This is a genomic window from Acinetobacter sp. CAU_H_29a_1 (assembly GCF_058599505.1).
Map to the genome: position 1 here is coordinate 50,500 of NZ_JBZUJB010000002.1, position 25,208 is coordinate 75,707.

Genomic DNA, 25,208 nt, shown 5'->3' on the forward strand with positions numbered 1-25,208 from the left:
CTTGACCTTTCTAAAGGTGAGATAGAATGTCAAAAAAGTTAAGTCATATACTCTTAATTGGAGTTGGTTTATTTTCATCAACTTGGGTAATGGCGGCAGTTAAAGAATATGATTTAACAATCGCTGAACAAACTGTAAATATCACAGGAAAACCAGTTGAGAGAATTACTGTAAATGGTAAATTCGTTGCACCACTTCTTGAATTTGAAGAAGGTGATGAGGCCGTTATCCGTGTTCACAATAAGTTAAAAAATCAAGACTCTTCAATCCATTGGCATGGTTTATTATTACCTGGAATTATGGATGGTGTACCTGGATTTAACAAATTTAATGGCATTGCCCCTAATAAAACTTATGAATATAAGTTTAAAGTCCGCCAAAATGGTACTTATTGGTATCATTCACATAGTAAAGGACAAGAACAAGACGGTTTATATGGTGCTTTTGTTATTTATCCTAAAGATAAAACTCCACTAACAGCTGCTGAAAAAACCGATAAAGATTACGTTGTTTTGCTTTCTGATTTTCATAATTCGACAAGTGATCAAATTATGAAAAATATTAAAAAAGAAGCAGACTACTATCAGAACCGCCGCGAAACAGTATTCGATGTATTAAAACAAGTTAAACGTGATGGGCTAAAAGCGACTTGGCAAGACCGTTCTATGTGGAATCAGATGCGAATGCTGAAAACAGATATGTCCGATGTGACTGGTTATACATTTTTAATGAATGGCAAGACACCTCAGCAAAATTGGACGGGTAACTTCAAAGCTGGTGAAAAAGTTCGCCTTCGTTTTATTAATGCTTCCGCTATGTCATTCTTTGATGTACGCATTCCAAACCTAAAAATGACTGTAGTCAGTGCTGATGGTCAACCTGTAAAGCCCGTTCCTGTAGATGAGTTCCGTATTGGTACTGCTGAAACTTATGACGTAATTGTGGAACCAAAACAAGCACATTACCAAATTGAAGCTGAATCTATTGATCGTACCGGTTTTTCAGTGGGAACATTACATGAAGAAAGCAGCCCAGCAGTCAAACAAATTGAGATGCCTAAATCTCGCCCTCGTGCTTTATTAACTATGGAAGATATGGGGATGAGCCATGACATGTCATCTATGAAAGATATGAATCATGATATGTCTTCTATGAAAGATATGAATCATGATATGTCTTCTATGAAAGATATGAATCATGATATGTCTTCTATGAAAGATATGAAGCATGACATGTCATCTATGAAAGATATGAATCATGATATGTCTTCTATGAAAGATATGAATCATGATATGTCTTCTATGAAAGATATGAAGCATGACATGTCAATGAATACCGCTCCTAAAAACTCATCAAATACAAATGACGATACTGTATTTGGATGGGCAAATGCTTCAACCCCTGTAGGTAATAAAGCATTGCAATATAGTGATCTTCAAGCTCTTGACCAACAACAAGATACTCGTGCTCCAGAACGCGAAATTGAAGTACGACTTGGCGGAAATATGGAGCGTTATATCTGGACAATCAATGGTAAAAAATTCAATGAAACGGAGCCATTAGAAGTTAAATATGGTGAACGGATTAGATTGAAATTTATAAATGACAGTATGATGGCTCACCCAATGCACTTACATGGTATGTTCATGCAGCTTGAAAATGGTCAAGATCCAAGCAATATACCAAATAAACATACTGTAATTGTTCCACCAGGGAAAACTATAACTACTCTACTCACAGCTGATGAGTTAGGTGAGTGGGCTATTCATTGTCACCTGCTTTACCATATGAGTGCAGGAATGATGAATAAACTAATTGTCGCCCAAGTAGACAAAGATAGTGTTTCAAAAAATATTGTTGCTCAGCCCCCAATAAGTGAGAAGGGAGTAAATCCACATGCAAATCACTAAGAATTTCTTCTCAAAAACAGTCTTATCAATTGCATTAGTAAGTATATCAAACTTAACTTTTGCTAATAGCAGCACTTCGGAACAAGAAAGTAATATTACAAATGGTATGAGAGTCTTATTACAGGAGTCTGGTGGCTTAAGATATAGCCCCCAAGAATTGTATCCAGAATATTATTCAATGGAAAATGCAAATGGGGGAGATAATATTATTCTGACCGCAAGAAAGAGATCAGCCCCATCTCATGATGATCATCTTAAAGAACATGGCGGACAAATTTATCAAGCAACAAAACTTGAAAATGCATGGATAGTTGATGAAGATGGTAAGGGTACACTAGGAACGAAGTTTGAAACTTTGATTGGGACAGATGAAAATCGTATATTTATCGAAGCGAATCTAGCAAAGCCAGAAAGCAGTGATATTAATTATGATATATCTGCACTCTATAGTCGTAATGTAGCCCCATTTTGGGATGTGCAAACAGGTGTTCGATATAGTGAAGATAAAAACAGCCCAAACAACAATCGGATTGATGGTGTTATCGGTATATTAGGATTAGCCCCTTATTTCTTTGAGACACAAGCATATCTTTATGGAGGAGAGAATAACTTTTGGGGAACAAGTTTTGAATTCGAACGTGATTTAATTTTAACTCAAAAACTTATTACTCAACCTTACATCGAAGCAGATGTAGTATTTAGTGATGATTCTGACTATGCTGCAAAATCAGGTTTATCAGAACTAAAAACGGGGATCAAAACCCGATATGAAATTACTAAGCGAATTAAACCTTTTATTGACGTTGCTTACCAATATGAAAAAGGACAGAAAGCCACTTCTATGCAAGAGGCTACGGATTCTGAAAAAGGCTGGAAATATGGTGCAGGCATCGAATTAGTTTTTTAAAATAATTTAATGAAAGGAATAGTAGTTTAGCGTACTATTCCTTTCATCTTATAATTGCCATTTCCTTAATAATTTTAATGTCTTCACAAAAAATATAATCCATGCAGATGCCCCACTCTCAAGAAAAAAGTCGAATAAATATTGCACATATGAATGGTATGGAGACAGGGTCAAAAATTAATAGCCCGTGGCTTTGTTGCACAAAGATTTGAAATGCAAAGCGCCCCTAATTGAGCCAAATTTAAGGCGTAACTTGGGTAAGTGGTCGACCTAATTCCGTAAATCTGTTAAGGACTGCTACACGTGCATGGATCTCATTCACTTGGCTATCAAAACTCCTTGCACTGAGTTTATCTCCTAATAATTTGATGCAATGCATCTTAGTTTCAACCAAACTTCGACGATGATAGCCTGACCATTTTTTCCATAGTGTCCTGCCTAAACGTTTAATTGTTCGAAGTAATTCATTTCGCTCTAGCGAGCTACTCTTTGTATCTTTCCATGGTTTCGCATTTTTTCTAGGTGGAATCACCGCATGCGCTTGCCGATCTGCAATGACCTGACGGCATTGCTTGGTGTCATAAGCTCCATCGGTATAAACAGAGTTAATCTGCTCATCTTGTGGAATCTGATTAAGTAAATCACCAAGCACCTGTGAATCACTGACATTATTGGTTGTAAGCTGAACTGCTCGTATTTGTAGGGTTTTAGCATCTATACCAATATGAAGTTTACGCCATTGGCGACGATATTCAGGTCCATGTTTCTTGCGTTTCCATTCGCCCTCACCTAGAAACTTCATGCCTGTAGAGTCCATCAGTAGATGCAGCCCATCGCTACTTTTTTGGTAGCTGATTACAATATCAATATGCTTTTGTCTTCTACAAAGCGTGGTGTAATCTGGTGCGGTCCAATTTAATCCGCAAAGTTTAATCAGACTTTGCACAAAGCCAGTGACCATACGTAAAGACAGACGGAATAAGGATTTAATCATTAAGCAGCATTGGATGGCTGCGTCGGAGTAGGTTTGATTTCGCCCTTGTTTGCCTTTTGATGGCGCATACCATTGCGTAGCAGGATCAAACCAAATGGCAATATTTCCGCAACTCATGAGTGCTCGGTTATATGCGGGCCAATTGGTTGTGCGGTAGATTTTGTGTGTAGGCTTCTTCATTTGAAAATTATATCGCTGAAAAACCCTTTACAGATAGGTTTGTGCAACAAAGCCCAATAAAATTAGTTGTTTAGTGCCGGCATTTGATGGATCGGATCAATCTTAAAAAATTATTTGATAATGGCATTCAAAACAACAGGAATTAGAAGTTATTGTTCGGTGTATCGGATTTAACATAATCTATATTATACGAAATTTAAGTGTTAGAACCCATTTAAAGTGTCTATATTCTCACCAATAAAAATGTCTAGTTTATGATGGCTTAAACATCATGGACTGGATATGAAATATAGATGCTGATCACTATGTCTGACAAAGAAATTCAACGTCTTGCTGTTCTGCAAGACGTTCGAGATCATCGTATTACACAAGTCCGTGCTGCTGAAATCCTTAATCTTTCAACCCGTCAAATTACCCGGTTATTACAGAAGCTCAATCAAGATGGTGTTTCAGGTATGGCGCATGCCAGTCGTAGTCAACCTGGCCATCGTCGCCATGATGATTTATTAAAATCAAAATGTCTTTCCATTATTTCTGAACATCTGCTGGGATTTGGACCTACCTTGGCCCATGAGAAGCTCAGCAGCATGTTTGACCTGAATATCCCGGTAGAAACGCTTCGGCGCTGGATGACTGCAAATGACCTCTGGATTCCACGATCCAAGCGCCTTAAACGTCCATATCAGCCACGTTATAACCGGGATTGCTTCGGTGAGCTAATCCAGATTGATGGCTCATATCATGACTGGTTCGAAGGACGCGCTGCTAAGTGCTGCTTGCTGGTTTATATCGATGATGCCACTGGAAAGCTGTTGCATCTGCGCTTCTGTGAGGCGGAAACGACCTTCGACTATATGCTTTCAACCCGAGCCTACATTGAACAATACGGTAAGCCTCTGGCCTTTTATAGCGATAAACATTCGGTCTTCCGAGTGAACCAGAAATCGAGCCAGGACAGCCAGATCACGCAATTTGGGCGGATTCTGAATGAGTTAAATATTGATATTATCTTCGCCAACTCACCCCAGGCCAAAGGCCGTGTGGAACGTGCCAATAGAACACTCCAGGATCGCCTGATCAAGGAAATGCGCCTAGAAGGTATCTGTTCAATTGCCGAGGCAAATGCCTGGCTGCCCTGCTTTATTGAGCATTTCAATCAGAAGTTTGCCAAGTGTGCGCGAAACTCAAAGAATTTACATCGGCCATTAACCGAATCTCATCTTGAACTGGATGATATTTTTACCTGGCAGGAACCGCGTAAGGTCACCAAGAATCTGACCCTGACCTATGACAAATGTATTTATCTGCTTGAACCGACAGAGCTGAATCATAAGCTTGTTGGGCAATATATTTCATTTCTGGAGTACCCAGATGGCACTGTGGCCCTCATGCACGAGGGACGAAAGCTCAACTACAGCATTTTCAATAAATTAGCTGGGCTACAGCAGAATGAGATCGTTGAGAATAAACGGTTAGGTACAGTTCTGGCACATATTCAGCAACAGCATGAAGAGTTGGAAAAACAGAATAAACGTTCCCGTCTCAAGAAAAGTATGCCGAGTCGTAAAGCTCAGAAAGCTGTTATTGAACAAAGAAAGTTAAATCCTGTGCTTGACTCTTGTGGTTAAAAACAGGACATTTTAAATGGTTTATCGCATAGACATTTTAATTGGTGAATAACATTAAGTGTAACTCCAAAATAGAAATGTCCGGTTTCTCCAAAGTAAAAATGTCCGCTTTTAGAATATGCACTTCTGCAATTTCCTTAGCGGACGGTTTGATATGTTGGTGTCTATGTCGGATAAAGAACTTAAACGATTGTCGGTCTTGCAGGAAATCTGCGATCAACGCATAACTCAATCCCATGCTGCTCAGCTACTTCATATTTCAGAACGTCAGATCAGACGCTTACTGCAGAAATACAAAGCCCAAGGTCCAGTTGCATTAGCCCATGCCGGTCGTGGCCAAATCAGCAATTCCAAACTTCCTGAAGAACTCAGACTCAAATGCCTCAATATTGTTTCTGACCAACTCCATGGTTTCGGACCCACTTTAGCGCATGAAAAGCTCACCACCGTGCATGGATTCGATCTTTCAGTAGAAACCCTGCGTTCCTGGATGATTGCAGCTGACTTATGGATTCCTCGATCCAAGCGCCTGAAGCGCCCGTATCAGCCTCGTTACAACCGGGATTGCTTTGGTGAGCTGATCCAAATTGATGGCTCACACCATGACTGGTTTGAAGGACACGCTGCTAAATGCTGCCTACTGGTGTTCATTGATGATGCCACAGGCAAATTACAGCATTTACGCTTCTGTGAGTCAGAATCAACTTTTGACTATATGATTTCAACACGTTTATATGTCGAACAGCACGGTAAGCCTTTAGCGTTTTACAGCGACAAACATTCAGTCTTTAGAGTGAATCAAAGCAGCAAGAAAGACACCAAGATTACCCAGTTTGGACGTGTACTCAGCACCCTGAATATCGATATCATCTTCGCCAATTCACCGCAGGCCAAAGGCCGTGTAGAACGTGCTAACAGAACCCTTCAGGATCGTCTGATCAAGGAGATGCGCCTGGAAGGCATCTGTTCGATTGAGCCAGCTAATGCCTGGCTACCCTGCTTCATTGAGCAGTTCAATCAGAAGTTCGCCAAGATGGCTTTTAATCCTAAGAATCTACATCGGCCTATCACGGAAACAGCTGAAGAGTTAGATGATATTTTTACTTGGCGTGAACCCCGCAGAGTCACGAATAGCCTGACGATTACTTATGATAAATGCGTATATCTCCTGGAAAACACCGAAGAAAATCAAAGGTTGATCGGTAAGTATTTTGAGTTTCTAGAATATCCGGATGGTACTGTAGCTATCATGCATCAAGGTAGAAAGATCAATTACAGCATCTTTGATAAATTAAGTCAGCTGAATCAGCGAGAGATCGTCGAGAATAAACGTTTGGATTCAGTCTTGGCTCATATCGGTAATCCTCCCATAAATAACCGAAGTTAAAAGTAGAGGTTAAGCAGCCATTAGAGGTGGCTTTCCTTTGTTAGCTTGATGTGGTCTTTCATGGTTGTAATGCCACAACCAGTTTGTTGCATAATCTTGTACTTCATCCAAAGTATCAAATAAATGCTTGCTCAGCCAACTATAACGTATGGTCCGATTATAGCGTTCAATATACGCATTCTGCTGTGGCTTACCCGGTTGAATATATTCAATACGAATACCGTGCTCAGTAGCCCAGCGCACAAATTCGTGACTGATAAATTCGGGACCATTATCGCATCGGATCACTAACGGTTTTTCTCTCCACTCCAGCAATTGATTCAACGTACGAATAACCCTGATTGTGGGCAATGAGAACCCTGCTTCAATGGCTAGGCCTTCGCGGCGGTGATCATCAATCACATTCAATAATCGAAACTTGCGACCATCGGAAAGCTGATCATGCATAAAATCTAATGACCAAACCTGATTTTCTCGGATTGGTTCTTTCAATGGTTCAGGCGCATGCCGTTTTAGTCTTCTTCTCGGTTTAATACGCAGATTCAGTGCCAACTCACAGTAAATGCGGTAAACCCGCTTGTGATTCCAGCAGCAACTCTCAACATGCCGTAAATACGAGAAGCACAAACCAAAGCCCCAATCGGAATTTTCCTCAGTGAGTTCAATGAGCTGTTCAGCAATGAGTGCATTGTCATCGCTGAGTTTGGCTTGATAGCGGTAGCAGGTTTCACTAATGCCAAATGCTTTACAAGCCAAACGAATACTAATGGCATGCTGGGCAACTGCCTGTTGTGCCATCTTACGCCGGCAAGATGGCTTTACCACTTTTTTGCCATCGCTTCCTGGATGATTTCGGCCTTTAATCGCTCTTCCGCATACATCTTTTTAAGTCTGGTATTTTCGGCTTCTAGCTCTTTCAGTCGAGCCATTAATGATGTATCCATACCACCATATTTGGCACGCCATTTATAAAAGGTAGCATTACTCATGCCGTGTTCACGGCAAAGGGTCGCTACAGGTGTGCCAGATTCTGCCTGTTTCAAGATGGACATGATCTGACTGTCAGTAAATTTAGATGTTTTCATGCAGAATCTCCTGCTCGTATCTTAAGAGAAAATTCTACTTTTAGATCCTATTATTTTTAGGGGGGATTACCATAGGACCAATAAAAACTTTAATTCTCATTGTATATACACTTACAAGCTTAATCTAACAAATAGAGAATAAAAAATCCCGACAGGATGTCGGGGTTTTTTATTGCCTTATGATTTTAATTTCACTTTGACTCTACAAGATTTAATGCTATGGTATGTATCAATGATATACATTTTGGTTTCGGGAGGTAATTATGGAAATTGCGAAAGTATTTCAAACTGGTCGCAGTCAGGCTGTTCGCTTGCCTAAAGCCTTTCGCTTTAATGGCACGGAAGTGGCCATCAAAAGCTTCGGGCGTGGTGTATTACTCATGCCCATCGACAATCCTTGGGATGTCATGTTAGAAGCTATCAATGAGTTTGAGGTTGGATTCCAATTGGAGCGAGCTGATCAAGGCGAACAGTTCCGTGAGGAGTTCAGATGATTTACCTCTTAGACACAAATATTTGTATCTATGTCATCAACAATAAGCCTCAACACGTTTTTGAGCGCTTTAAGCAATATCAACTCGGCCAGCTTGCGATTTCGAGTATCACGGCATCTGAGCTGGCTTTCGGTGTAGAGAAGTCTGGATCTGAACGCAATAAACACGCGTTAAACAAGTTTTTGTCACCTTTAGAGATTCTTCCTTACGATGAACAAGCAATTTGGCATTACGCCAAATTACGCCAAGATCTTCAATCCACAGGTAAACCGATTGGCAGCTTAGATATGCTGATCGCTGCTCATGCTTTGGCATTGGATGTTGTATTAGTAACGAACAATATAAAAGAATTTGAACGGATTGATGGTCTGAAGCTAGAGAATTGGGTCTAATCGCTATATCTAGCCCTATGCAGGGCTAGAATTCGAATAAGAGATTTTATGTTAAGTGTATTTTTATATCTATAAAAAACTCTCCATATAAATGATTTATATGAAATATATTTTTTGTTATAAATATTGCGATACCTAGAGCCTCGTTAAAACCGTTGATGCAATTACATCACTAATCCAATAAATATAAATGATTGATATATATGAAATATATGTGATAATTTGAATCTTAAAAGTATCAGAGAAGATAAAATGGAAAAAAGTCTAAATTTAGCAAATTCAATTTTCGCAGGCTTTAATGATAAAAACGGATTAATGATTTGTGGTTATGAATGGGGTGAAGAATCACAAAGTAAGGGGCAAGAAGTTATAATAGATATGACTAAAGAATGTACCTTTTCTAATAAATCATTGCGATATGGTGATGTTGCTAAGACATGGATTAAATACGATAAAAGAATTAGAACTTGGTTTTCTATGTGGGGGCATCCTCTAAATGAGGAAGGCTTAGGCGATGCTTTCGACAAAATGATTGTACAAACTAATTGGGCTGTAGAATCAAAAAAATCTCGTTCTGCAATTCCTTTCTACAAACAAGATGAAAATGTTGATAATTTCATAGCACATATAGAAGAACTTAGACCTAAAGTAATTCTGTTTATGGGAAGTGAGCTTTTAACTAAGGTACTAAAATTTTATAAAGTAAGGGATAAATTCACTCCAATTATGGGCAATGAAATTGAAAAATTGCAAACATTAAGAATGCCTGATTATCATGGCTCATTGGCTTATATCAATAAATTTGAAAACTGCACTGTAGTTGGGTTGCCACATCCTTCTAGTGGTCGTGGAATTACAAATGAGTATATTGAATTCTGTGGATCTGAATTAAATCCTATTATTTCTCAATTTAAAAAAGATCGCGGTATTGCATAAAATTTATGAAAAAAGTCCATCTCATCCAAGCAGATATAACAGCTTTTGCTGTACATGCCATCGTTAACTCAGCAAATAAATCTTTGCTTGGTGGTGGTGGACTTGATTATGTGATTCATAAAAAAGCTGGACCATTGATGAAAGAAGAATGTGTTCGTCTAAATCAAGAAAAAGGTGGATGCCCTACAGGTCAAGCAGAAGTAACAACAGCAGGTAATCTGCCTGCTAAATACCTTATTCATGCGGTTGGACCACGATGGTTAGATGGCGAACACAATGAGCCACAATTGCTTTGTGATGCTTATAGTAATGCACTATTCAAAGCTAATGAAATTCATGCACTCACTGTTTCTTTTCCATGTATTAGTACAGGTGTTTATGGTTTTCCACCTCAAAAGGCTGCTGAAATTGCGATTGGCACTATACTCTCTATGTTGCCTCAATATGATCATGTTGCAGAAGTATTTTTTATCTGCCGAGAGGATGAAAATTATTTAATTTATAAGAATCTTTTATCGAATATCGATGATCCAAATATTCAGATTCTGATTTCTTAGTTTAAATTATCGAAAGCTCGTATAAGAATTCAGCCACAATTTTGGCTAATAATTCATGTTCTTCTTCTGATTCAACAATATCGACCATCAAATCATCTAAACCTGTTTGTTCCTGAATGGTAACACCTTGAATTTCGAGATAAGTCAGCATTACAGCTAAACCAGTTCTTTTATTACCATCAACAAAAGCATGACCTTTTGAGATAGCTATACCAAACCATGCTGCGATCTCAAAAATGTCGCTTACATTGCTGTAATACATCTGCTGATCTATACGGCTTAATACGCTTTCTGGTGGTGTTTTAAAAAGTATGCTGACATTAAATGAAGCCATTATTGATGTAAAAGAAGGTTAAGTCGAAGGCTTTAAAATGGTTTTCAAGCTTTTTGGAGAAATTACAACTTCTTCTAAAACCACGCCTTATTCGATGCCTTATTTTGCAATTATTACCTTCAATTCCTACAGTAAAAAACTTACCAATACTTTGCTTGCAGTTTTTAAAAGCAGTGATGAAACTGTCCCAATGATCACTTGCAATTCGGGTGTAGTGAATACCTAATTGTTTAAGCTTTGTCTTCAACCTTTGGACTGTAGCTAAATCTCTCTTACCCCAAACATAAGCAACAATCTCACCTGTTTCTCGATGGTAAGCGTAAATAAGCCATTGTTTATTATTTTTATTTCCAACAAAAGTCCAGAATTCATCTACTTCGAGAGATTCATAATGACTTTGTTTAGGCTGAATTTGATAGGCCGATTCAGTTAAAGTCCGTAAGACTTTACCGATACTAATGCGCTCAACTTCAGCGATATCTCGTATACCGCTGCCTCTGACCATTAACTGTAATATTTTACGAGTAATGCCAGAATTACATCCTAGATAGCTCAGAGCATGGTCACCAATAAACTGACGTTTGCAGTCTTTGCATTGGTAGTTCTGTTTCCCATCTACTTTGATGCCATTTTTCTTTATATTGTCACTGAGGCAGGTTGGACATTTGATTTCTAGAGTTATTTGCATTTCTCTATTTTATCAAAATTCAACCTGCTTTTTTTTAGCATACTTTTTGATACACCACCCGCTTTCTAACTTTTCAATATGACAGCCTATTCGCCCTACGCCAGTTTGTAATAGGATCTCATCATGCACAGCAATGACGAATGTTGAGCTAATCAAACTCATTTATAAGCAAGCTCTTGGATTTCAGCTTTATGCTGATTAATGACTCGTTTTGCACTATGCATCACAACACGTTTAGTCGCTTCGTCATTGCTAAATTGGATTGGTAATACTTGACCCGAAACCTTTTCACGATTTGAAATTTGATCAAGGCTATAGTCTTTTAAACGCTTTCTCATCTTCATACCCCTATTAAAAGAGAATTTCATTTTAGCCTAAATTAAACAATTAAGTACGATAGTGAGGATCTTTTCTTGGAATAGCATATTCTGAATCTATATCAAAGAAATCATAAATTTTAGTGGCTGTTACTGTGTTAAATAATTTTTTGTCCATATACACGATTGCTTTTTCTTTATTTGCGTCGAAAATTACCCTACCCCTTGGAATCTGTTCATATTCATAATGACGTAGTTCTGGGTATACACTTTGCATATTTTTCCAATAATCGACATGTGTATATGGACTATCAATTAAGCCTATTGAATCTGCATCATTTAAATTGAATGGATGAGCTATGCCGATAACTTGCTTTTGCAAAAACCAAAAAATTCCTATTTTCATTTTTCATCAACTGATTAATTTCCCTAAAATTAACATAATACACCTTATGCGAACACACAAAATGTTAGAACCCATGGCACTGTTGCAAATAGAGATTTGAGTCGATGATGTTCCCTTTAAAAAGTGCTTAGAGACCGAAAACCCTGTTGATTAGACACACTTCACCCTGAGGCTGACCATAATAAAATGACGATGCTTGTCCTTTACGTAGTGCACGCATGACTTCAATACCTTTAATTGTGGCATAAGCCGTCTTCATAGATTTGAATCCTAATGTGGCCCTGATGATCCGCTTTAACTTACCATGATCACATTCAATGACATTATTTTTATACTTAATCTGCCTGTGCTCAATATCTACTGGACATTTTCCTTCTCGCTTTAACCGTGATAAAGCATGGCCATAGGTCGCTGCTTTATCTGTATTGATGACCCGTGGAATTTGCCATTTTTTCACCGTATTGAAGATCTTTCCTAAAAAACAATAGGCTGATTTACTGTTCCGTCTAGCGGAAAGGTAAAAGTCAATCGTATGACCACGTTGATCAACTGCACGATACAGGTAAGTCCATCGCCCCTTCACTTTGATATAAGTCTCATCCATATGCCATGAATGTAAATCTGTAGGATTACGCCAATACCAGCGTAAGCGTTTTTCCATTTCTGGAGCATAACGCTGAACCCAACGATAAATTGTGGTGTGGTCAACATTCACACCTAGTTCAGCGAGTATTTCTTGAAGTTCACGATAGCTGATGCCATATTTACTTACCAACGAACAGCCCAAAGAATGATTTCACCTTGAAAGTGCCGACCATGGAAGGGATTCATCTGCTGTATCTCGAAATAAATAAGATATTTAGCTTATCATGTCAGCCTATTTGCAACAGTGCCGATCGTAGCTATTTAGGGCGTATCGAACGTGGAGAAGTCAATCTGACAGTAGATAAGCTGTATCAAATCGCACAGGTTTTACAAATTAGCCCCAAAGACTTATTACCAGATTAAAATAGTTTTTTGAACGACACATTTAGTCGCAGAACCTATTATTTTTCTGATTGGCTTAGTTTTAGAATTTTTGTTTTGCCAAGTACTTCCTGTACTTTAAAATCATCATGCAAAACTTTATACAGAGCCTAAACAATAGAAATTCAGCCATGAATGGCACAACTAGCTTACTAGTTCTACCACTCATACTTTGACTTACAATTAAGCAGTTTGTGGCGTTTTGGACTTTTCGATAAAACGCCCAAACATCAACCCAATCTCAAAAAGTAGCCACATCGGAATCGCCAACATTACCATACTAAGAGCGTCTGGTGGCGTAATAAACATCGAAACAAAGAAACAGCCAACAATCACATAACGTCGATTTCGAGTCAGTGTTTCCACGGAAACTAAGTTCACCAAAATCAATAATAATGTCGCTACAGGCACTTCAAAAGTTACCCCAAAGACCAAAAATAATTTCAAGCAAAAACTCAGATAGCTATTAATATCAGTCATTGGTGCAACTGCCTCGGGTGCTGCATGTAAGAAAAATGCCAACACTGCAGGTAAAGTTATAAAGTACGCAAACGAGATACCAACATAAAATAATACAATACTTGATACGAGCAATGGTACTGCAATACGTTTTTCTTGCTTATACAAAGCTGGCGTGATGAAAAGCCAAATCTGGTACAGAATGTATGGCATCACCACGATTACTGCGATAAAAAAGCTGAGCTTAAATGGTGCCATAAATGTCGTGGTAATATCCGTGGCAATCATGGTCGCATCTGCAGGAAGCTGTAAACGCAAAGGCTTTGAAAGCACTTCATACAAGTCATTGGCAAATGGAATCATGCTAAAGAATGCGGCAAAAACCGCAATCAATATCCGCATCAAGTATTTACGCAGTTCAATCACATGCGACATCAATGGCATAGACTGCAACGGCTGATCACTTTGTTGAGTTTGTGAAGAAGCCATCATCTACTCTCCTATACTTTGTGCAGGTTGTTGAGCAGCTGGATTACTTTGCCCTTGTTGCGCTTTTGTACTCGCAATATCTTCAGCACTCTTTCTCATTTCAACCAACTGCTGTTGCATATCTCGTTCTACTGCACGGATTTGATCAAGTTCACGCTGAACTTGTTCTTTCATCTCGAGCAGATTGAGCTCCTTCTCAATATCGTGCTGCACGCTATGCATTAAGCGTCGAGCTTTTCCATACCATCGCCCTACTGTACGCATTGCTTGTGGTAACTTGTCAGGACCAAGCACCACAATAGCGACAATACCAAACAGTAAGATTTCACTAAATCCCATATCTAACATTGGTTAAACCACCTTTATGCCAAATGATGAAAATTACTTTTGCGTATGTGACGCATCTCGAACGGTATGACTAGACACATCAATCACCGAAGTATCTTCGGCAAGTAGTTTTTGATCTTGATCTTCATTTTTTACTGAATCTTTAAAATCCTTAACCGCACCACCTAGGTCACGACCCAGCCCTTTGAGCTTCGATGTACCAAAAAGCAAAACAACAATAATCAAGAACAATAAAATATGCCAAATTGATAGACCTGCCATTTCACAACCCTCACCTAAACAAAAAAATAACTTAAAATAAATACTACACCAAAAAACTTAAAAATAAATAAAAAATTAAAAATAAATAAAAAATTAAAAATAAATTATTGTGTCGTCAAATTTTAATCAACCATTATCAGGAAAATTAATTCACACTTTTATTTTACAAGTCTTTATCTAAAACATATAGTAACTGATGCTTATTGAGCTTAACTACAGCTTTAGCTGTATACAATCGAGGATCAACGCATGAACAATACAATACTTACCACCTTATTATTTGCTTTATTATCATTAAGTTGTGCAAAGGCAAGCGATAGTGGCATATCACACAACACAAAGTACACGACTACTAAAAGCAGTATTATAGACAGCCAAAACCCTCCGAAAAACAATCAATCAGAAGGATATTCAAAAGCATATGAAAGGTGCATATCAGACCACAAACAAGGATTCAACCTTGCAGTAGATTGTACGCAAAAAGAATTGGAAGATATTAATAATAAAATAAATAAAATAAATAAAATATTAGATAATAAAAAACCTCACATAAATAAAAAAAGCATTCAATCTAAATATGAAAATTATGAAAGAATGATGTGCAATGATTTAATGAATACATCAAAATTGACTAAATCCAGCTCAATCACACGATCGCAGTGCAAACTTTCACTTCGTCAAAACTATTTAGATAATTTACAAAATATACTTTCACCACAGCGACTAGAATAACCACCAGAACAATAACTGAAACGGTGTTACCCCACTGTGGTTGAGATCAAAAACTGAGCTCAACCACGCATCTTATAAATTCCCAAAACGAATCAAGCAAATTTATGCAACAGCCGCTTCACAGTTTTCAGACTTCATTGCAGTGACTGTTTCTTGCGTCTTCAAGGTGTCAGTCACATCAACAGGCAAACTCCAAACCCGAACATTGGCTGAATTAATCTCATCAGTAATTGATGGCATCCCTGAATAACGTTCTGGATAAGTAAAATCTGTGCTGTTATCAACTGAAATCATCGTTGTAGATTGTCTTGAGCCATCAGCGGTCGTTCCAAGTGCAGGTAATGACAGAAGGTATGGTGCCCCTATTCGCTTATCATAAAAAATTTGCGAAACATTACTAAAATACTCATATTTGACTTGTTTTGGGTTTTGATTACTACCTTTAATACCATCATTATGAATGGCGTACTGTACCGTTGAAGCATCTTGATAGTTTTTTGCAACTAGACTAATACCAGCAGCGATTACAAAATCCAATTTAAACTCGGTATTTTTTAGCTGTGCCATGCGATACTTATCTGTAGTCGTACTGGCAACTGCGTAGTCCAAACAAATATTTATCCCAAATGGCAAGCCTTCAATTAGTTCATTATTAAATGTGGTGTCCAATAATTGACGACCATAATCATCAAAGGCTTGAACTTTATCAGACGAAACTCGCTGGATTTTTACCACCAGCTTTTCCTTTCCATTTAAAGTACAAACATGTGCATAGTTCTCCAGATCAGGATTACTGGCATTATTACCAAGTTCATCCCCTCGATCACATCTTCTATCACCAATGAAGTCAATCCAAGACACAGTGCGTTTTGGCCAAACCATATATGCAGGGCGCTGATGCTCATCATTTAAAGACAGATTATGCACACATACCAAATGGTTCGTTGCTTCTAATATTGGATTTTTATCGGTGCTGGCATCACTACCATCTTTGTTAAAAATATTTACTGATGGCTTTAACACTGCGATAGTTCCTGGGAGAAGTACCAGTTTTCCATAATCACATTCAGGAAACTTAGCAATCAAACTACGGACTTTCTGTGTGACGAGTTCTAAAAATAAATCTGCAACTACCAAGACTTCATCCGTATTCAAAAAATCAGTCCAAGGCACATTCCAATAAAATTCTGGAGCAGTAAAAAAGGTGACATCATAGTCTTGTGGTGGGCGCTCAGCAAAAGCAGTCAACATCCCTCGGTACAACAATACAAAACGATGATCGACCGAGCGCTTGACATAATCTACGATACTTTCCCAAGCCGTTTCAGTACCATCTTTATTGGTCACCAAAACTGAACCTGCTGTACCTTTACTTACTTTGCGACGTGCACGTAATTGCTCAAAAGAATTATATTCAAAGTTATAGATCCCCACATTCATTTTCACCGCATCTGGACTAATGATCGGCTCAGTACCTTGTTCGGGCTCAGTCTTTTCGCCTTGATCTGGAATTTGCGGTGTTGTATCTGGGTCAAACGGTGCAATCGGTATCACCACATCCGACTCAACCTCACCACCACCTCCGCCGCCACCACAGCCCGTAAGCATGGATACCGCAGGCAAGGTCATTCCCCCAATCAAAATAGAGCGTCGAGTCAAGGGAGTATTTAAAATTGATTTTTGTAGGTTCACTTGTGGCTGTGCCATCATCATTGCCTCTAGGTTGGATTAAAACCGCCTAGATTAATACAATATCTATACCAATTTTATAAAATATGTAGAAATTATGAAGAACTTTGATTTTTTGAGCAAATAATCGCCGAAAATGATATTTATTGGTTTTTCTCTAATTTTGATAATACTCATGCTTTATGTGTAGGCGGATTCAAGCGGCAAGTGCAACAGTATAAAAACCAGCCATAACTTCACTCGGTGTATACCAACCTAGTGTTTTTCTAGGACGATGGTTGAGTGCAAATTCTATCTGCTCTATTTGTTCGTTTGACACGCCATCAAACGATGATGATTTTGGCAGATATTGACGGATTAAACCATTCGTATTTTCATTTCTAGCTCGCTGAATAGACTTGTAAGGATCAGCAAAATACGTCTCTATGCCAGCATCAGTAATTCTTTTGTGTTCGGAAAATTCTTTGCCATTATCAAATGTCACACTATAAGCATGGCTCATTTGTAAACGATCTAATGCACAAGTAATCGTTTGAGAGGATGCTCTTGTTGGCCCTAAATGAACAATATGTACATACAGGCTCTTTCGATCAACGAGAGTCAATAAAGCACCTTTATGATGTTTACCAATCACCGTGTCACCTTCGAAATCTCCTAAACGTTGTCGTTGATCAATGACCTGGTGTCGGCAGTGAATACTTGTTTTATCAATGATTTGACCCCTACGATCCGTGTTTTTGTAACCGCGTTTTCGATATTTCTTCTGATGCCTTAAATGTAGATGAAGTTTACCGCCTTTTGATTTATCTTGATAAATGTACTGGTAAATCCACTCATGTGAAGGTACATCCAGCCAACCGCGTTGTGTTAAAGCACCTGAAATTTGTTCGGGTGACCAGTCCAAACCAATCAAATAATCAATATAAGCGAAGGCAAATGCTGTCATTGATGATGAAGGACGGTACCGTCTTTGACTTGCAAATTTAGCTGCCTGTTGAGCTCTATATCCACGTTGCCCAGTATTTCTTTTTAATTCACGGTAGATGGTTGATCGTGAACGTCCTAATTCCCGAGCAAGGGTAGCGATTGAACTTTTACTTTTCAAAGTAGCATAAATTTCGTATCTTTCATCTTGAGAAAGTTGGGTGTATTTCTTCATTGTGTGCTTTCCAATTGCGAGTTGAAAAAGTCTAATGATTCTATGAATACACCTAACTTTTTCAACTAACTACAAATGTGTTGCACTTGGGATTTGAATCTGCGGTACTTAAAATTTATTTTAATTCTGTTTTTATAACGCCCCCATATGATGCAACTAAGTTCATAGATGAACTAAAATATCACTACCCGAGCAACATTAATGCCACAATAGAATTCGAACCGATTCTCCCGCAATGGCTATTGTCGTTACTTCCATTTCAATGCGGTAATCCTCCTGTTTTTTCAGCACACATCAACCAAAGTTAAAAGTAAAGTGTACGCCATTTGAGGTGGCTTCCTTTGTTTGCTTGGTATAGTCTTTCATGGTAACAATGAATTTGCTGGAGGCAACTCACACATCAACGGTATTGAATCATTCTGGTCTTATGTCAAAAAAGACTGAGAAAGTTTAATGGCATCGCTTTAGTATCATGTTTGAAGAGCGTGTAACCAAGTATTTTTAAAACGGTATTTACACAGAATTATTTACACTCTCGTTTCTTCATTTGAAAATTATGTTGCTGAAGAAGATACTAGGAATAGTTTTGTGCAACAAAGCTTATCTATTTATTTAACCCTACGTAAATCCGTTTTGCCCATCCTTCTAAGTCATCAATAGCAACTTGTTGTCCTTCATCAATACGTGGGTGATTGAATCTAGCCTGACGACTTGCTATTTCTTTAATGAAACTAATTGGCCAGTTAAGAGTATTTTGAACTATATATTTGCGAATTTTTTCATAATTTTTTTCCCAACAATTCATATCTTTTATTGTTAACAATTGTGTTGACAGACGATTTGCATTATCGGATGTATCAACTTCGAGTAAAATGAAATGCTGACCTTGATGCAGAAAATGTACTTCAGCAATACAGCGTGGATTATTATCGGACTTTAGATGTTTAGTAAACCCCTGTACTGTAGGCAAAATTTTTGAAGTCAATGAATATTGTATTCCATACTTTTCCTCAAGTTTATAAAGCATCTGCATAAAAGCGGAGAAACGGTCTAGATATAAATGGGCATCATCAGTTTGATCCTTCGCACCCTCAAAATCACCAGCTTTAACTGTACCGCCAATTCCTGGTTCATCGGCATTTACATCACCAATTAATTCATCAATATACTCTTTAGCATCATCCACGATAATAGTATATGAAAGTAATAAAGTGTCATCCTATATTGTGTGTAAGTATTTCTTTTTATTGATATTAAATTTGAATGATATTTGTTAAAATATCATACTATAGACAAGGCTAATCTAAGTATAATTCTATTAAAATAAAAAAAGTTTCATACCAAAATTCCAATATGCTGAAAATAATGAATATATTTTCTTTTTTTTGAAACTTGGTATGAAACTTTGTTACTAAGTATTATTGTTTATTACTTAGTATTTAACTTTATTACTCAAAAACGGCTTTGTTGCACAAAGATTTCATAACTATATGATTTTAAAAGTTTTGATTATTTTTTGATCCAAAATTAAATTTATTTAAATCAGATGCTTACATATTTATGCAACAAAGCCCTCAAAAACAAATATGGATTTATCAGCCAAGGTCTGGCGATATACAGGTGAAAAATGGTCTAGACAGTCAGAGGAGCTACCAATTCATAGAGTATTTGATTTAGCTAGCCTTTTATGTGCTTCTATGAGTTATGCTAAAAATGATACTTTGCCTATATGTGATGATTTTAAAATTGATCTAACAAAAAACTCTGATCTTATTGATGTTTTAAAAGGTGGAATGTTAAAAGATCAAAAACATTTAGATGAATCTCTCAAAAGATTATCTAAATATTTAAAGACTCTTGGCTATTAAGCATTTCTAAAATTAACATAATACACCTTATACGAAATGTGTTTGTTAGAACCCATTTAAAGTGTCTATATTCTCACCAATAAAAATGTCTGGTTTATGATGGTTTTTATCACCATGGACTGGATATAAAATATAGATGCTGATCACTATGTCTGACAAAGAAATTCAACGTCTTGCAGTTCTGCAAGACGTTCGAGATCATCGTATTACCCAAGTCCGTGCTGCTGAAATCCTGAATCTTTCCACCCGTCAAATTACCCGGTTATTGCAGAAGCTCAATCAAGATGGTGTTTCAGGCATGACGCATGCCAGTCGTGGTCAACCGGGCCATCATCGCCATGACGATTTATTAAAATCGCAATGTCTTTCCATTATTTCTGAACATCTGCTGGGCTTTGGACCTACCTTGGCGCATGAGAAGCTCAGCAGCATGTTTGACCTGAATATCCCGGTAGAAACGGTTCGGCGCTGGATGACTGCAAATGACCTTTGGATTCCGCGATCCAAACGTCTAAAACGCCCATACCAGCCACGCTATAACCGTGATTGCTTCGGTGAACTGATCCAGATTGATGGCTCATATCATGACTGGTTTGAAGGAAGAGCCACCAAATGCTGTTTGCTGGTTTATATCGATGATGCTACCGGCAAGCTGTTGCATCTGCGCTTTTGTGAAGCTGAAACGACCTTTGACTATATGCTTTCAACCCGAGCCTACATTGAGCAATACGGCAAGCCCTTGGCCTTTTATAGCGATAAACACTCGGTATTTAGAGTGAATCAGAAATCCAGCCAAGACAGCAAGATCACGCAATTTGGCCGGATTCTGAATGAGTTAAACATTGATATTATCTTCGCCAATTCACCCCAGGCCAAAGGTCGCGTAGAGCGAGCGAATAGAACCCTTCAGGACCGTTTGATCAAGGAGATGCGCCTGGAAGGCATCTGTTCGATTGCAGAAGCAAATGCCTGGTTGCCCTGCTTTATTGAGCAGTTCAATCAGAAGTTCGCCAAATGTGCGCGAAACTCAAAGAACCTGCATCGGCCATTAACCGAATCTCATCTTGAACTGGATGATATTTTTACCTGGCAGGAACCGCGTAAGGTCACCAAGAACCTGACGATTACCTATGACAAATGTATTTATCTGCTTGAACCGACAGAGCTGAATCATAAGCTTGCTGGGCAATACATTTCATTTCTGGAGTATCCGGATGGCACTGTGGCCCTCATGCATGAAGGACGAAAGCTCAACTACAGCATCTTCAATAAATTGGCTGGGCTGCAGCAAAATGAGATTGTTGAGAATAAACGGTTAGGTTCAGTCCTGGCGCATATCCAGCAACAACATGAAGAATTGGAGAAACAGAATAAACGTTCCCGTGCCAAGAAAAGTATGCCGAGCCGTAAAGCTCAGAAAGCTGTTATTGAACAAAGAAATTTAAATCCTGTGCTTGACTCTTGTGGTTAAAAACAGGACATTTTAAATGGTTTTTCGCATAGACATTTTAATTGGTGAATAACAGTGTTATAATTTATTTTGAAATTCAAATACTTATTTCAAAGTTTATAGCCCAAACATCACTGTTTGGGCTTTTTTTATGATTTTTCACGTTCCACGCTTATTATTTAAGCAATTTTTCACGACTTTATTCATATCAGTTAAATAATCGTGGTTAATCATAGGGTCTAAAAAACGGCTCCAAAAGCCGGGGTATTAACAGCCTTCAATGCAGATGCAGAAATAGCTTTCGATCTTCAGCCGTACAAGTATCAGTGTTGAAAAAGAAAATTACGGAACTCACAGCTGCATAAAATATTCTCCGATCCTTGATGACTGGTCATCATTAAGGCTTTTGCCCTACTGCCCTTTGAACTGTAGCAATCCCTACTCCAAACTGTTTTGCCACACTTCTAAAAGTCGAGCCATCTTCCTGCATGGCTTTTTGTATTTCTGCATAATCAACTTTACGCTTTCTGCCCTTATATAAGCCTTTCGCTTTGGCTTTAGCAATACCTTCCTTTTGCCGTTCACGGATCATGGAGCGTTCAAATTCTGCAAATGCAGCAAGCATTTGGAACATGAGCTTATTTATTGCCGACTGTGCAACATCATGGCTAAAGGTCAGATTTTCTTTATGAAAAATGATGGTTATGCCACGATCATTCAGGCTGTTCACAATGTCGTTCAGATCATTCGTATTACGTGCCAGGCGGTCAATACTGTGAACATGCACCGTATCACCATCACGCAGATATTCGAGCATAGCGAGCAATTGAGGACGTTCACGGCTACCCCCACTTGCCTTCTCTATGAAGGTCTTATCGAGGTGGATTCCATCCAATTGACGTTCCGTATTTTGTTCCGATGAACTGACTCGGATGTAGCCAACCTGATTAGGCATTTTGTACCGTTAGATATTGGAGTTATAGATATATATTGTACCGAAATATAAAATTAAGTCTATAGATACGGTTTTAAGTCTGATTTTATTAGGTCTTAAATTGTTCCGTTAGGCTATGCTTATACGTTCGATTCATAGAGATCTATTTAAGCTAGCGGTCTTTACTTTCATCTACGGTTATTATTTGAAAATCATCTCTGTACACGACAAATTTCACAGGGCCCTTGTCCTATCAGGCTTATTCTTTCTTAAAATTGCGAGCACTTTCTTAAATTCTTCTTTTTTTCCAAAACCAATCAAACGTAGAATAGCCATTTGAACATAGTCCAAACCGTAGCGAAATAAACTTACTGAAAGTCGTCCATGCTTCTTTATTTTTATCGCTTTTTTTCGATCATGTTGCCATTCACCTGTTAAATAGCACCAACAGAAACCGATAGCTAGCACTGCTATCAATTTCTTGACTCGTCTAGGGTCTGTTAAACGAGTATTTTCAAGATTGAATCCACGTCCTTTGAGACAACTAAATAAGGTTTCGATTTCCCAGCGTAATGCATAATCACGAATAGCAGAAGCATTAAACATAGGAGAAACAACAAGTAAAAGTTCTCCATCTTCTAATCGTAGCTCACTAATATACAGTTTCACTCGACCAACCCAAATACGTCGTTTACGACATTCAGTTTGACCAACTTGAAGATGACGAAATAAATCACTAATTTTATGATTCTTGGCTAAGTGATTGGTCACAATAAAGTTTATTTAACACGTATACAGAAGTTAATGTCATTTTCAATTAACCATGTAAACCATTTCTCACCGATAAATTCTCTGTCTGCGAAGTAAGCGTCCGCTGAACCCCATGTCTATTTTTTAATTTGAGTTGGATTTCCAGCGGTGTGGTAGCAATTCTTCTATTTGGGTCACTTTATGGGTCGGCAATCTTTTCAGCACATCACTTAAATAGGCATACGGATCCAACCCATTCAGCTTTGCTGACTGGATTAAAGTCATGATGTTTGCCGCTCGCTGACCACTACGCAGCGAACCTGCAAATAACCAGTTCTTACGTCCCAACGCCCAAGGCCGCACCTGGTTTTCCACCCAATTATTGCAAATCGGTAGATTGCCATCATCCAGATAGCGGCTTAAAGCTGGCCAACGCTTCAGAGTGTAATTGATGGCCTTGGCGGTTGGAGAACTCGATGGCACCGTCAGTTGATGCTGGTTGAGCCATTCATACAGTTGTTGCATCACCGGTTGACTATGCTGTTGTCGGTATTCGCGGCGCTGTTCTGCTGTACCATCGGTCTTTCTCCTGAGTTCTGCTTCTATGGCATACAGTTTCTGAATCAGCACTAAGGCCTGTTCAGCGACCTGACTTTTCTTGGTCACATGCAGTTCATGGAATTTACGACGAGCATGCGCCATGCAGCCCACCTCAATGACTTGGCCTGATTTAAAGCGTGCTTTATAACCACTGTAATCATCACAGACTAGATGGCCCTGCCAGTCTTTCAGGAACACTTCAGCATGCTGGCCTGAACGACTATCCTGAAAGTCATAAATCACGGCTTGAATTGGATTATATTGGGTTGTTGCATAGGCCCAGACATAACCTTTCTTCGGTTTTTTCTCATCATCACTCATCCGCATGATGGTGACCGGCGTTTCATCGGCATGGATCACCCGCTGTTGCAGCACCACCTCTTTTAAAGCATTGGCCAGAGGTTCCAGTTCTACACCGCAGCGACCTATCCAGTCAGATAACGTGGATCTGGACAGATCAATGCCCGCCCGCTGATAGATCAGGCGCTGACGGTACAGCGGCAAATGATCGGCATACTTCGATACCAGCACATGGCTGAGCAGTTCAGGTGAAGCAATGCCTTTATCAATAACATAGGCGGGCATCGCTTGCTGAGTCAGGGTGTCACACTGATCACAGACCCATTTGCCACGTACATGCTGTTCCTTATAGAACTGTGCCGGTCTGAAATGCAGTTTTTCACTGATATCTTCGCCGATACGACGCAAGGTGCAGCCACAAGCACATTGGGTTGATGTTGGTTCATGCTCGATACGGATGGTGTGTAGATGATCGGGCAGCAGTCGACGTTTAGGTTTGTTGACTGTGGCTTTGTGTGTCGCTGCATCAGTTTTATCTGCATTCAGCCGTTCCAGTTCCAGATCAACAGCGGCAATATCTTCTTCGACCGCTTCATCCCAGAGATGGATTTGTTTTGCGGTGAGATGTTCGTTTTTACTGTCGAATTTGTGCTTTTTAAACAGCGCAAGTTCATGCTCGTATTTTTGATTGAGAATGGAAAGATGCTGAACTTTGGCATCTAATTGCAGATTGGATACTTCAAGATGCTGAACTTTGGCATCTAATTGCTGGTTTGATTGTGCCAGAGACTGATGTTGCATTGCCAACTGTCTAGTAAATTCCAGCAGTTGTTCATGGGTCAGTTGGCTTAAATCAGGCAGTGTATTCATGACCGCAGTATGCCTGAGGTCATGAGAAGAATGAAATAGAACGTTTGGAGAATAGCAG

General features: G+C 38.7%; 24 protein-coding genes and 6 pseudogenes. 13 read left to right on the forward strand and 17 right to left on the reverse strand.

The annotated features are described in order from the left end of the window. Positions 1–26: 26 nt before the first annotated feature. Positions 27–1,910, forward strand: a complete 1,884-nt coding sequence (locus AC4MDD_RS18330; protein ID WP_491882637.1) for a copper resistance system multicopper oxidase — start codon at positions 27–29, stop codon at positions 1,908–1,910. After that, positions 1,897–2,817 (forward strand): copper resistance protein B, encoded by a 921-nt coding sequence (locus AC4MDD_RS18335; protein ID WP_005006333.1) that lies wholly within the window; start codon positions 1,897–1,899, stop codon positions 2,815–2,817. The genes AC4MDD_RS18330 and AC4MDD_RS18335 overlap by 14 nt, the downstream gene beginning before the upstream one ends. A gap of 241 nt (positions 2,818–3,058) precedes the next feature. Here the strand turns inward: AC4MDD_RS18335 and AC4MDD_RS18340 are convergent, their stop codons facing one another. Beyond that, a complete protein-coding gene (locus AC4MDD_RS18340; RefSeq protein ID WP_491882638.1) occupies positions 3,059–3,991 on the reverse strand; it encodes an IS5-like element ISAba12 family transposase in 933 nt (310 codons plus the stop codon). Between the two features lie 293 nt (positions 3,992–4,284). Between AC4MDD_RS18340 and AC4MDD_RS18345 the strand changes: the two genes are divergently transcribed. Together AC4MDD_RS18345 and AC4MDD_RS18350 are read left to right on the forward strand one after the other, a co-directional pair. Continuing rightward, positions 4,285–5,619, forward strand: a complete 1,335-nt coding sequence (locus AC4MDD_RS18345; RefSeq protein WP_491882639.1) for an ISNCY family transposase — start codon at positions 4,285–4,287, stop codon at positions 5,617–5,619. Positions 5,620–5,785: 166 nt separating this feature from the next. After that, positions 5,786–6,976: pseudogene (locus tag AC4MDD_RS18350) on the forward strand (ISNCY family transposase); the annotation flags it as partial. Between the two features lie 39 nt (positions 6,977–7,015). Here the strand turns inward: AC4MDD_RS18350 and AC4MDD_RS18355 are convergent. After that, positions 7,016–8,091 (reverse strand): IS3 family transposase gene (locus tag AC4MDD_RS18355; protein WP_279698627.1). Its coding sequence is split into 2 segments (ribosomal slippage): positions 7,016–7,839 and positions 7,839–8,091, totalling 1,077 coding nucleotides; the frame shifts between segments, so codons are not numbered across the junction. Between the two features lie 263 nt (positions 8,092–8,354). Here AC4MDD_RS18355 and AC4MDD_RS18360 point away from each other — a divergent pair. From AC4MDD_RS18360 to AC4MDD_RS18375, 4 genes are all read left to right on the forward strand, one after another. Beyond that, positions 8,355–8,585: an antitoxin gene (locus AC4MDD_RS18360; RefSeq protein WP_106440603.1), complete on the forward strand. Its 231-nt coding sequence runs from the start codon at positions 8,355–8,357 to the stop codon at positions 8,583–8,585. After that, positions 8,582–8,977: a type II toxin-antitoxin system tRNA(fMet)-specific endonuclease VapC gene (gene vapC, locus AC4MDD_RS18365; RefSeq protein WP_279693974.1), complete on the forward strand. Its 396-nt coding sequence runs from the start codon at positions 8,582–8,584 to the stop codon at positions 8,975–8,977. The genes AC4MDD_RS18360 and vapC overlap by 4 nt, the downstream gene beginning before the upstream one ends. A 252-nt stretch (positions 8,978–9,229) precedes the next feature. Beyond that, positions 9,230–9,913 carry a hypothetical protein gene (locus AC4MDD_RS18370; protein WP_004679038.1) on the forward strand — a complete coding sequence of 228 codons (684 nt, stop codon included), beginning with the start codon at positions 9,230–9,232 and terminating at the stop codon, positions 9,911–9,913. A gap of 5 nt (positions 9,914–9,918) precedes the next feature. Further along, a complete protein-coding gene (locus AC4MDD_RS18375; RefSeq protein ID WP_000755487.1) occupies positions 9,919–10,470 on the forward strand; it encodes a macro domain-containing protein in 552 nt (183 codons plus the stop codon). A gap of 1 nt (position 10,471) precedes the next feature. Here the strand turns inward: AC4MDD_RS18375 and AC4MDD_RS18380 are convergent, their stop codons facing one another. From AC4MDD_RS18380 to AC4MDD_RS18405, 6 genes and pseudogenes are all read right to left on the reverse strand, one after another. Beyond that, complete coding sequence (locus AC4MDD_RS18380; protein ID WP_491882640.1) at positions 10,472–10,804, reverse strand: type II toxin-antitoxin system death-on-curing family toxin; 333 nt, start codon at positions 10,802–10,804, stop codon at positions 10,472–10,474. Continuing rightward, complete coding sequence (locus AC4MDD_RS18385) at positions 10,791–11,492, reverse strand: IS1 family transposase (RefSeq protein WP_004693132.1); 702 nt, start codon at positions 11,490–11,492, stop codon at positions 10,791–10,793. The genes AC4MDD_RS18380 and AC4MDD_RS18385 overlap by 14 nt, the downstream gene beginning before the upstream one ends. 60 nt (positions 11,493–11,552) lie before the next feature. Beyond that, positions 11,553–11,654: pseudogene (locus tag AC4MDD_RS18390) on the reverse strand (type II toxin-antitoxin system death-on-curing family toxin); the annotation flags it as partial. Then, positions 11,651–11,830, reverse strand: a complete 180-nt coding sequence (locus AC4MDD_RS18395) for a hypothetical protein (RefSeq protein WP_001231652.1) — start codon at positions 11,828–11,830, stop codon at positions 11,651–11,653. The gene AC4MDD_RS18395 and the pseudogene AC4MDD_RS18390, both read right to left, overlap by 4 nt. Positions 11,831–11,879: 49 nt before the next feature. Continuing rightward, a complete protein-coding gene (locus AC4MDD_RS18400; protein WP_005401801.1) occupies positions 11,880–12,215 on the reverse strand; it encodes a hypothetical protein in 336 nt (111 codons plus the stop codon). A 127-nt stretch (positions 12,216–12,342) separates the two neighbouring features. Continuing rightward, positions 12,343–13,046 (reverse strand): annotated as a pseudogene (locus AC4MDD_RS18405) (IS6-like element IS1008 family transposase). Here AC4MDD_RS18405 and AC4MDD_RS18410 point away from each other — a divergent pair. After that, positions 13,017–13,223, forward strand: a complete 207-nt coding sequence (locus AC4MDD_RS18410; RefSeq protein WP_489177339.1) for a helix-turn-helix domain-containing protein — start codon at positions 13,017–13,019, stop codon at positions 13,221–13,223. The pseudogene AC4MDD_RS18405 and the gene AC4MDD_RS18410 sit on opposite strands and share 30 nt — an antisense overlap. A gap of 201 nt (positions 13,224–13,424) precedes the next feature. Here the strand turns inward: AC4MDD_RS18410 and tatC are convergent, their stop codons facing one another. Genes tatC through tatA form a run of 3 tightly spaced genes read right to left on the reverse strand, consistent with a single transcriptional unit; the run spans position 13,425 to position 14,798 of the window. Then, positions 13,425–14,192 (reverse strand): twin-arginine translocase subunit TatC, encoded by a 768-nt coding sequence (tatC, locus tag AC4MDD_RS18415; RefSeq protein ID WP_002123494.1) that lies wholly within the window; start codon positions 14,190–14,192, stop codon positions 13,425–13,427. Further along, complete coding sequence (tatB, locus tag AC4MDD_RS18420; protein ID WP_002123497.1) at positions 14,193–14,537, reverse strand: Sec-independent protein translocase protein TatB; 345 nt, start codon at positions 14,535–14,537, stop codon at positions 14,193–14,195. Positions 14,538–14,570: 33 nt separating this feature from the next. Beyond that, positions 14,571–14,798: a Sec-independent protein translocase subunit TatA gene (gene tatA, locus AC4MDD_RS18425; protein ID WP_002123495.1), complete on the reverse strand. Its 228-nt coding sequence runs from the start codon at positions 14,796–14,798 to the stop codon at positions 14,571–14,573. Positions 14,799–15,047: 249 nt separating this feature from the next. Here tatA and AC4MDD_RS18430 point away from each other — a divergent pair, with 249 nt between their 5' ends. Continuing rightward, positions 15,048–15,530 carry a hypothetical protein gene (locus AC4MDD_RS18430; protein WP_004740156.1) on the forward strand — a complete coding sequence of 161 codons (483 nt, stop codon included), beginning with the start codon at positions 15,048–15,050 and terminating at the stop codon, positions 15,528–15,530. 102 nt (positions 15,531–15,632) lie between these two features. On the opposite strand, the gene AC4MDD_RS18435 is transcribed toward AC4MDD_RS18430, so the two are convergent. Further along, positions 15,633–17,240 (reverse strand): hypothetical protein, encoded by a 1,608-nt coding sequence (locus tag AC4MDD_RS18435; protein ID WP_491882641.1) that lies wholly within the window; start codon positions 17,238–17,240, stop codon positions 15,633–15,635. 175 nt (positions 17,241–17,415) lie between these two features. Continuing rightward, positions 17,416–18,378, reverse strand: a complete 963-nt coding sequence (locus tag AC4MDD_RS18440) for an IS30-like element IS18 family transposase (RefSeq protein WP_004691346.1) — start codon at positions 18,376–18,378, stop codon at positions 17,416–17,418. A gap of 357 nt (positions 18,379–18,735) precedes the next feature. Between AC4MDD_RS18440 and AC4MDD_RS18445 the strand changes: the two are divergent. Then, a pseudogene (locus tag AC4MDD_RS18445) lies at positions 18,736–18,842 on the forward strand (IS1595 family transposase); the annotation flags it as partial. A gap of 140 nt (positions 18,843–18,982) precedes the next feature. On the opposite strand, the pseudogene AC4MDD_RS18450 reads toward AC4MDD_RS18445, so the two are convergent. After that, positions 18,983–19,570, reverse strand: a pseudogene (locus AC4MDD_RS18450) (Tn7-like element transposition protein TnsE); the annotation flags it as partial. Between the two features lie 394 nt (positions 19,571–19,964). Between AC4MDD_RS18450 and AC4MDD_RS18455 the strand changes: the two are divergent. Both AC4MDD_RS18455 and AC4MDD_RS18460 read left to right on the forward strand, forming a co-directional pair. Further along, complete coding sequence (locus AC4MDD_RS18455) at positions 19,965–20,246, forward strand: DUF6530 family protein (RefSeq protein ID WP_180058724.1); 282 nt, start codon at positions 19,965–19,967, stop codon at positions 20,244–20,246. Positions 20,247–20,382: 136 nt separating this feature from the next. Further along, entirely contained in the window at positions 20,383–21,717 is a 1,335-nt protein-coding gene (locus AC4MDD_RS18460; protein ID WP_348943572.1) for an ISNCY family transposase, read from the forward strand. A gap of 376 nt (positions 21,718–22,093) precedes the next feature. On the opposite strand, the gene AC4MDD_RS18465 is transcribed toward AC4MDD_RS18460, so the two are convergent. The 3 genes and pseudogenes from AC4MDD_RS18465 to tnpC all read right to left on the reverse strand — a co-directional run bounded on the left by AC4MDD_RS18465 (position 22,094) and on the right by tnpC (position 25,150). Beyond that, positions 22,094–22,651, reverse strand: a complete 558-nt coding sequence (locus AC4MDD_RS18465) for a recombinase family protein (protein ID WP_004763415.1) — start codon at positions 22,649–22,651, stop codon at positions 22,094–22,096. A 213-nt stretch (positions 22,652–22,864) separates the two neighbouring features. Next, positions 22,865–23,493: pseudogene (locus AC4MDD_RS18470) on the reverse strand (IS4-like element ISAba33 family transposase); the annotation flags it as partial. Between the two features lie 31 nt (positions 23,494–23,524). Beyond that, on the reverse strand, positions 23,525–25,150 hold the full coding sequence (gene tnpC / locus AC4MDD_RS18475; RefSeq protein ID WP_491881953.1) for an IS66 family transposase: 1,626 nt from the start codon (positions 25,148–25,150) through the stop codon (positions 23,525–23,527). Positions 25,151–25,208 lie beyond the last annotated feature (58 nt).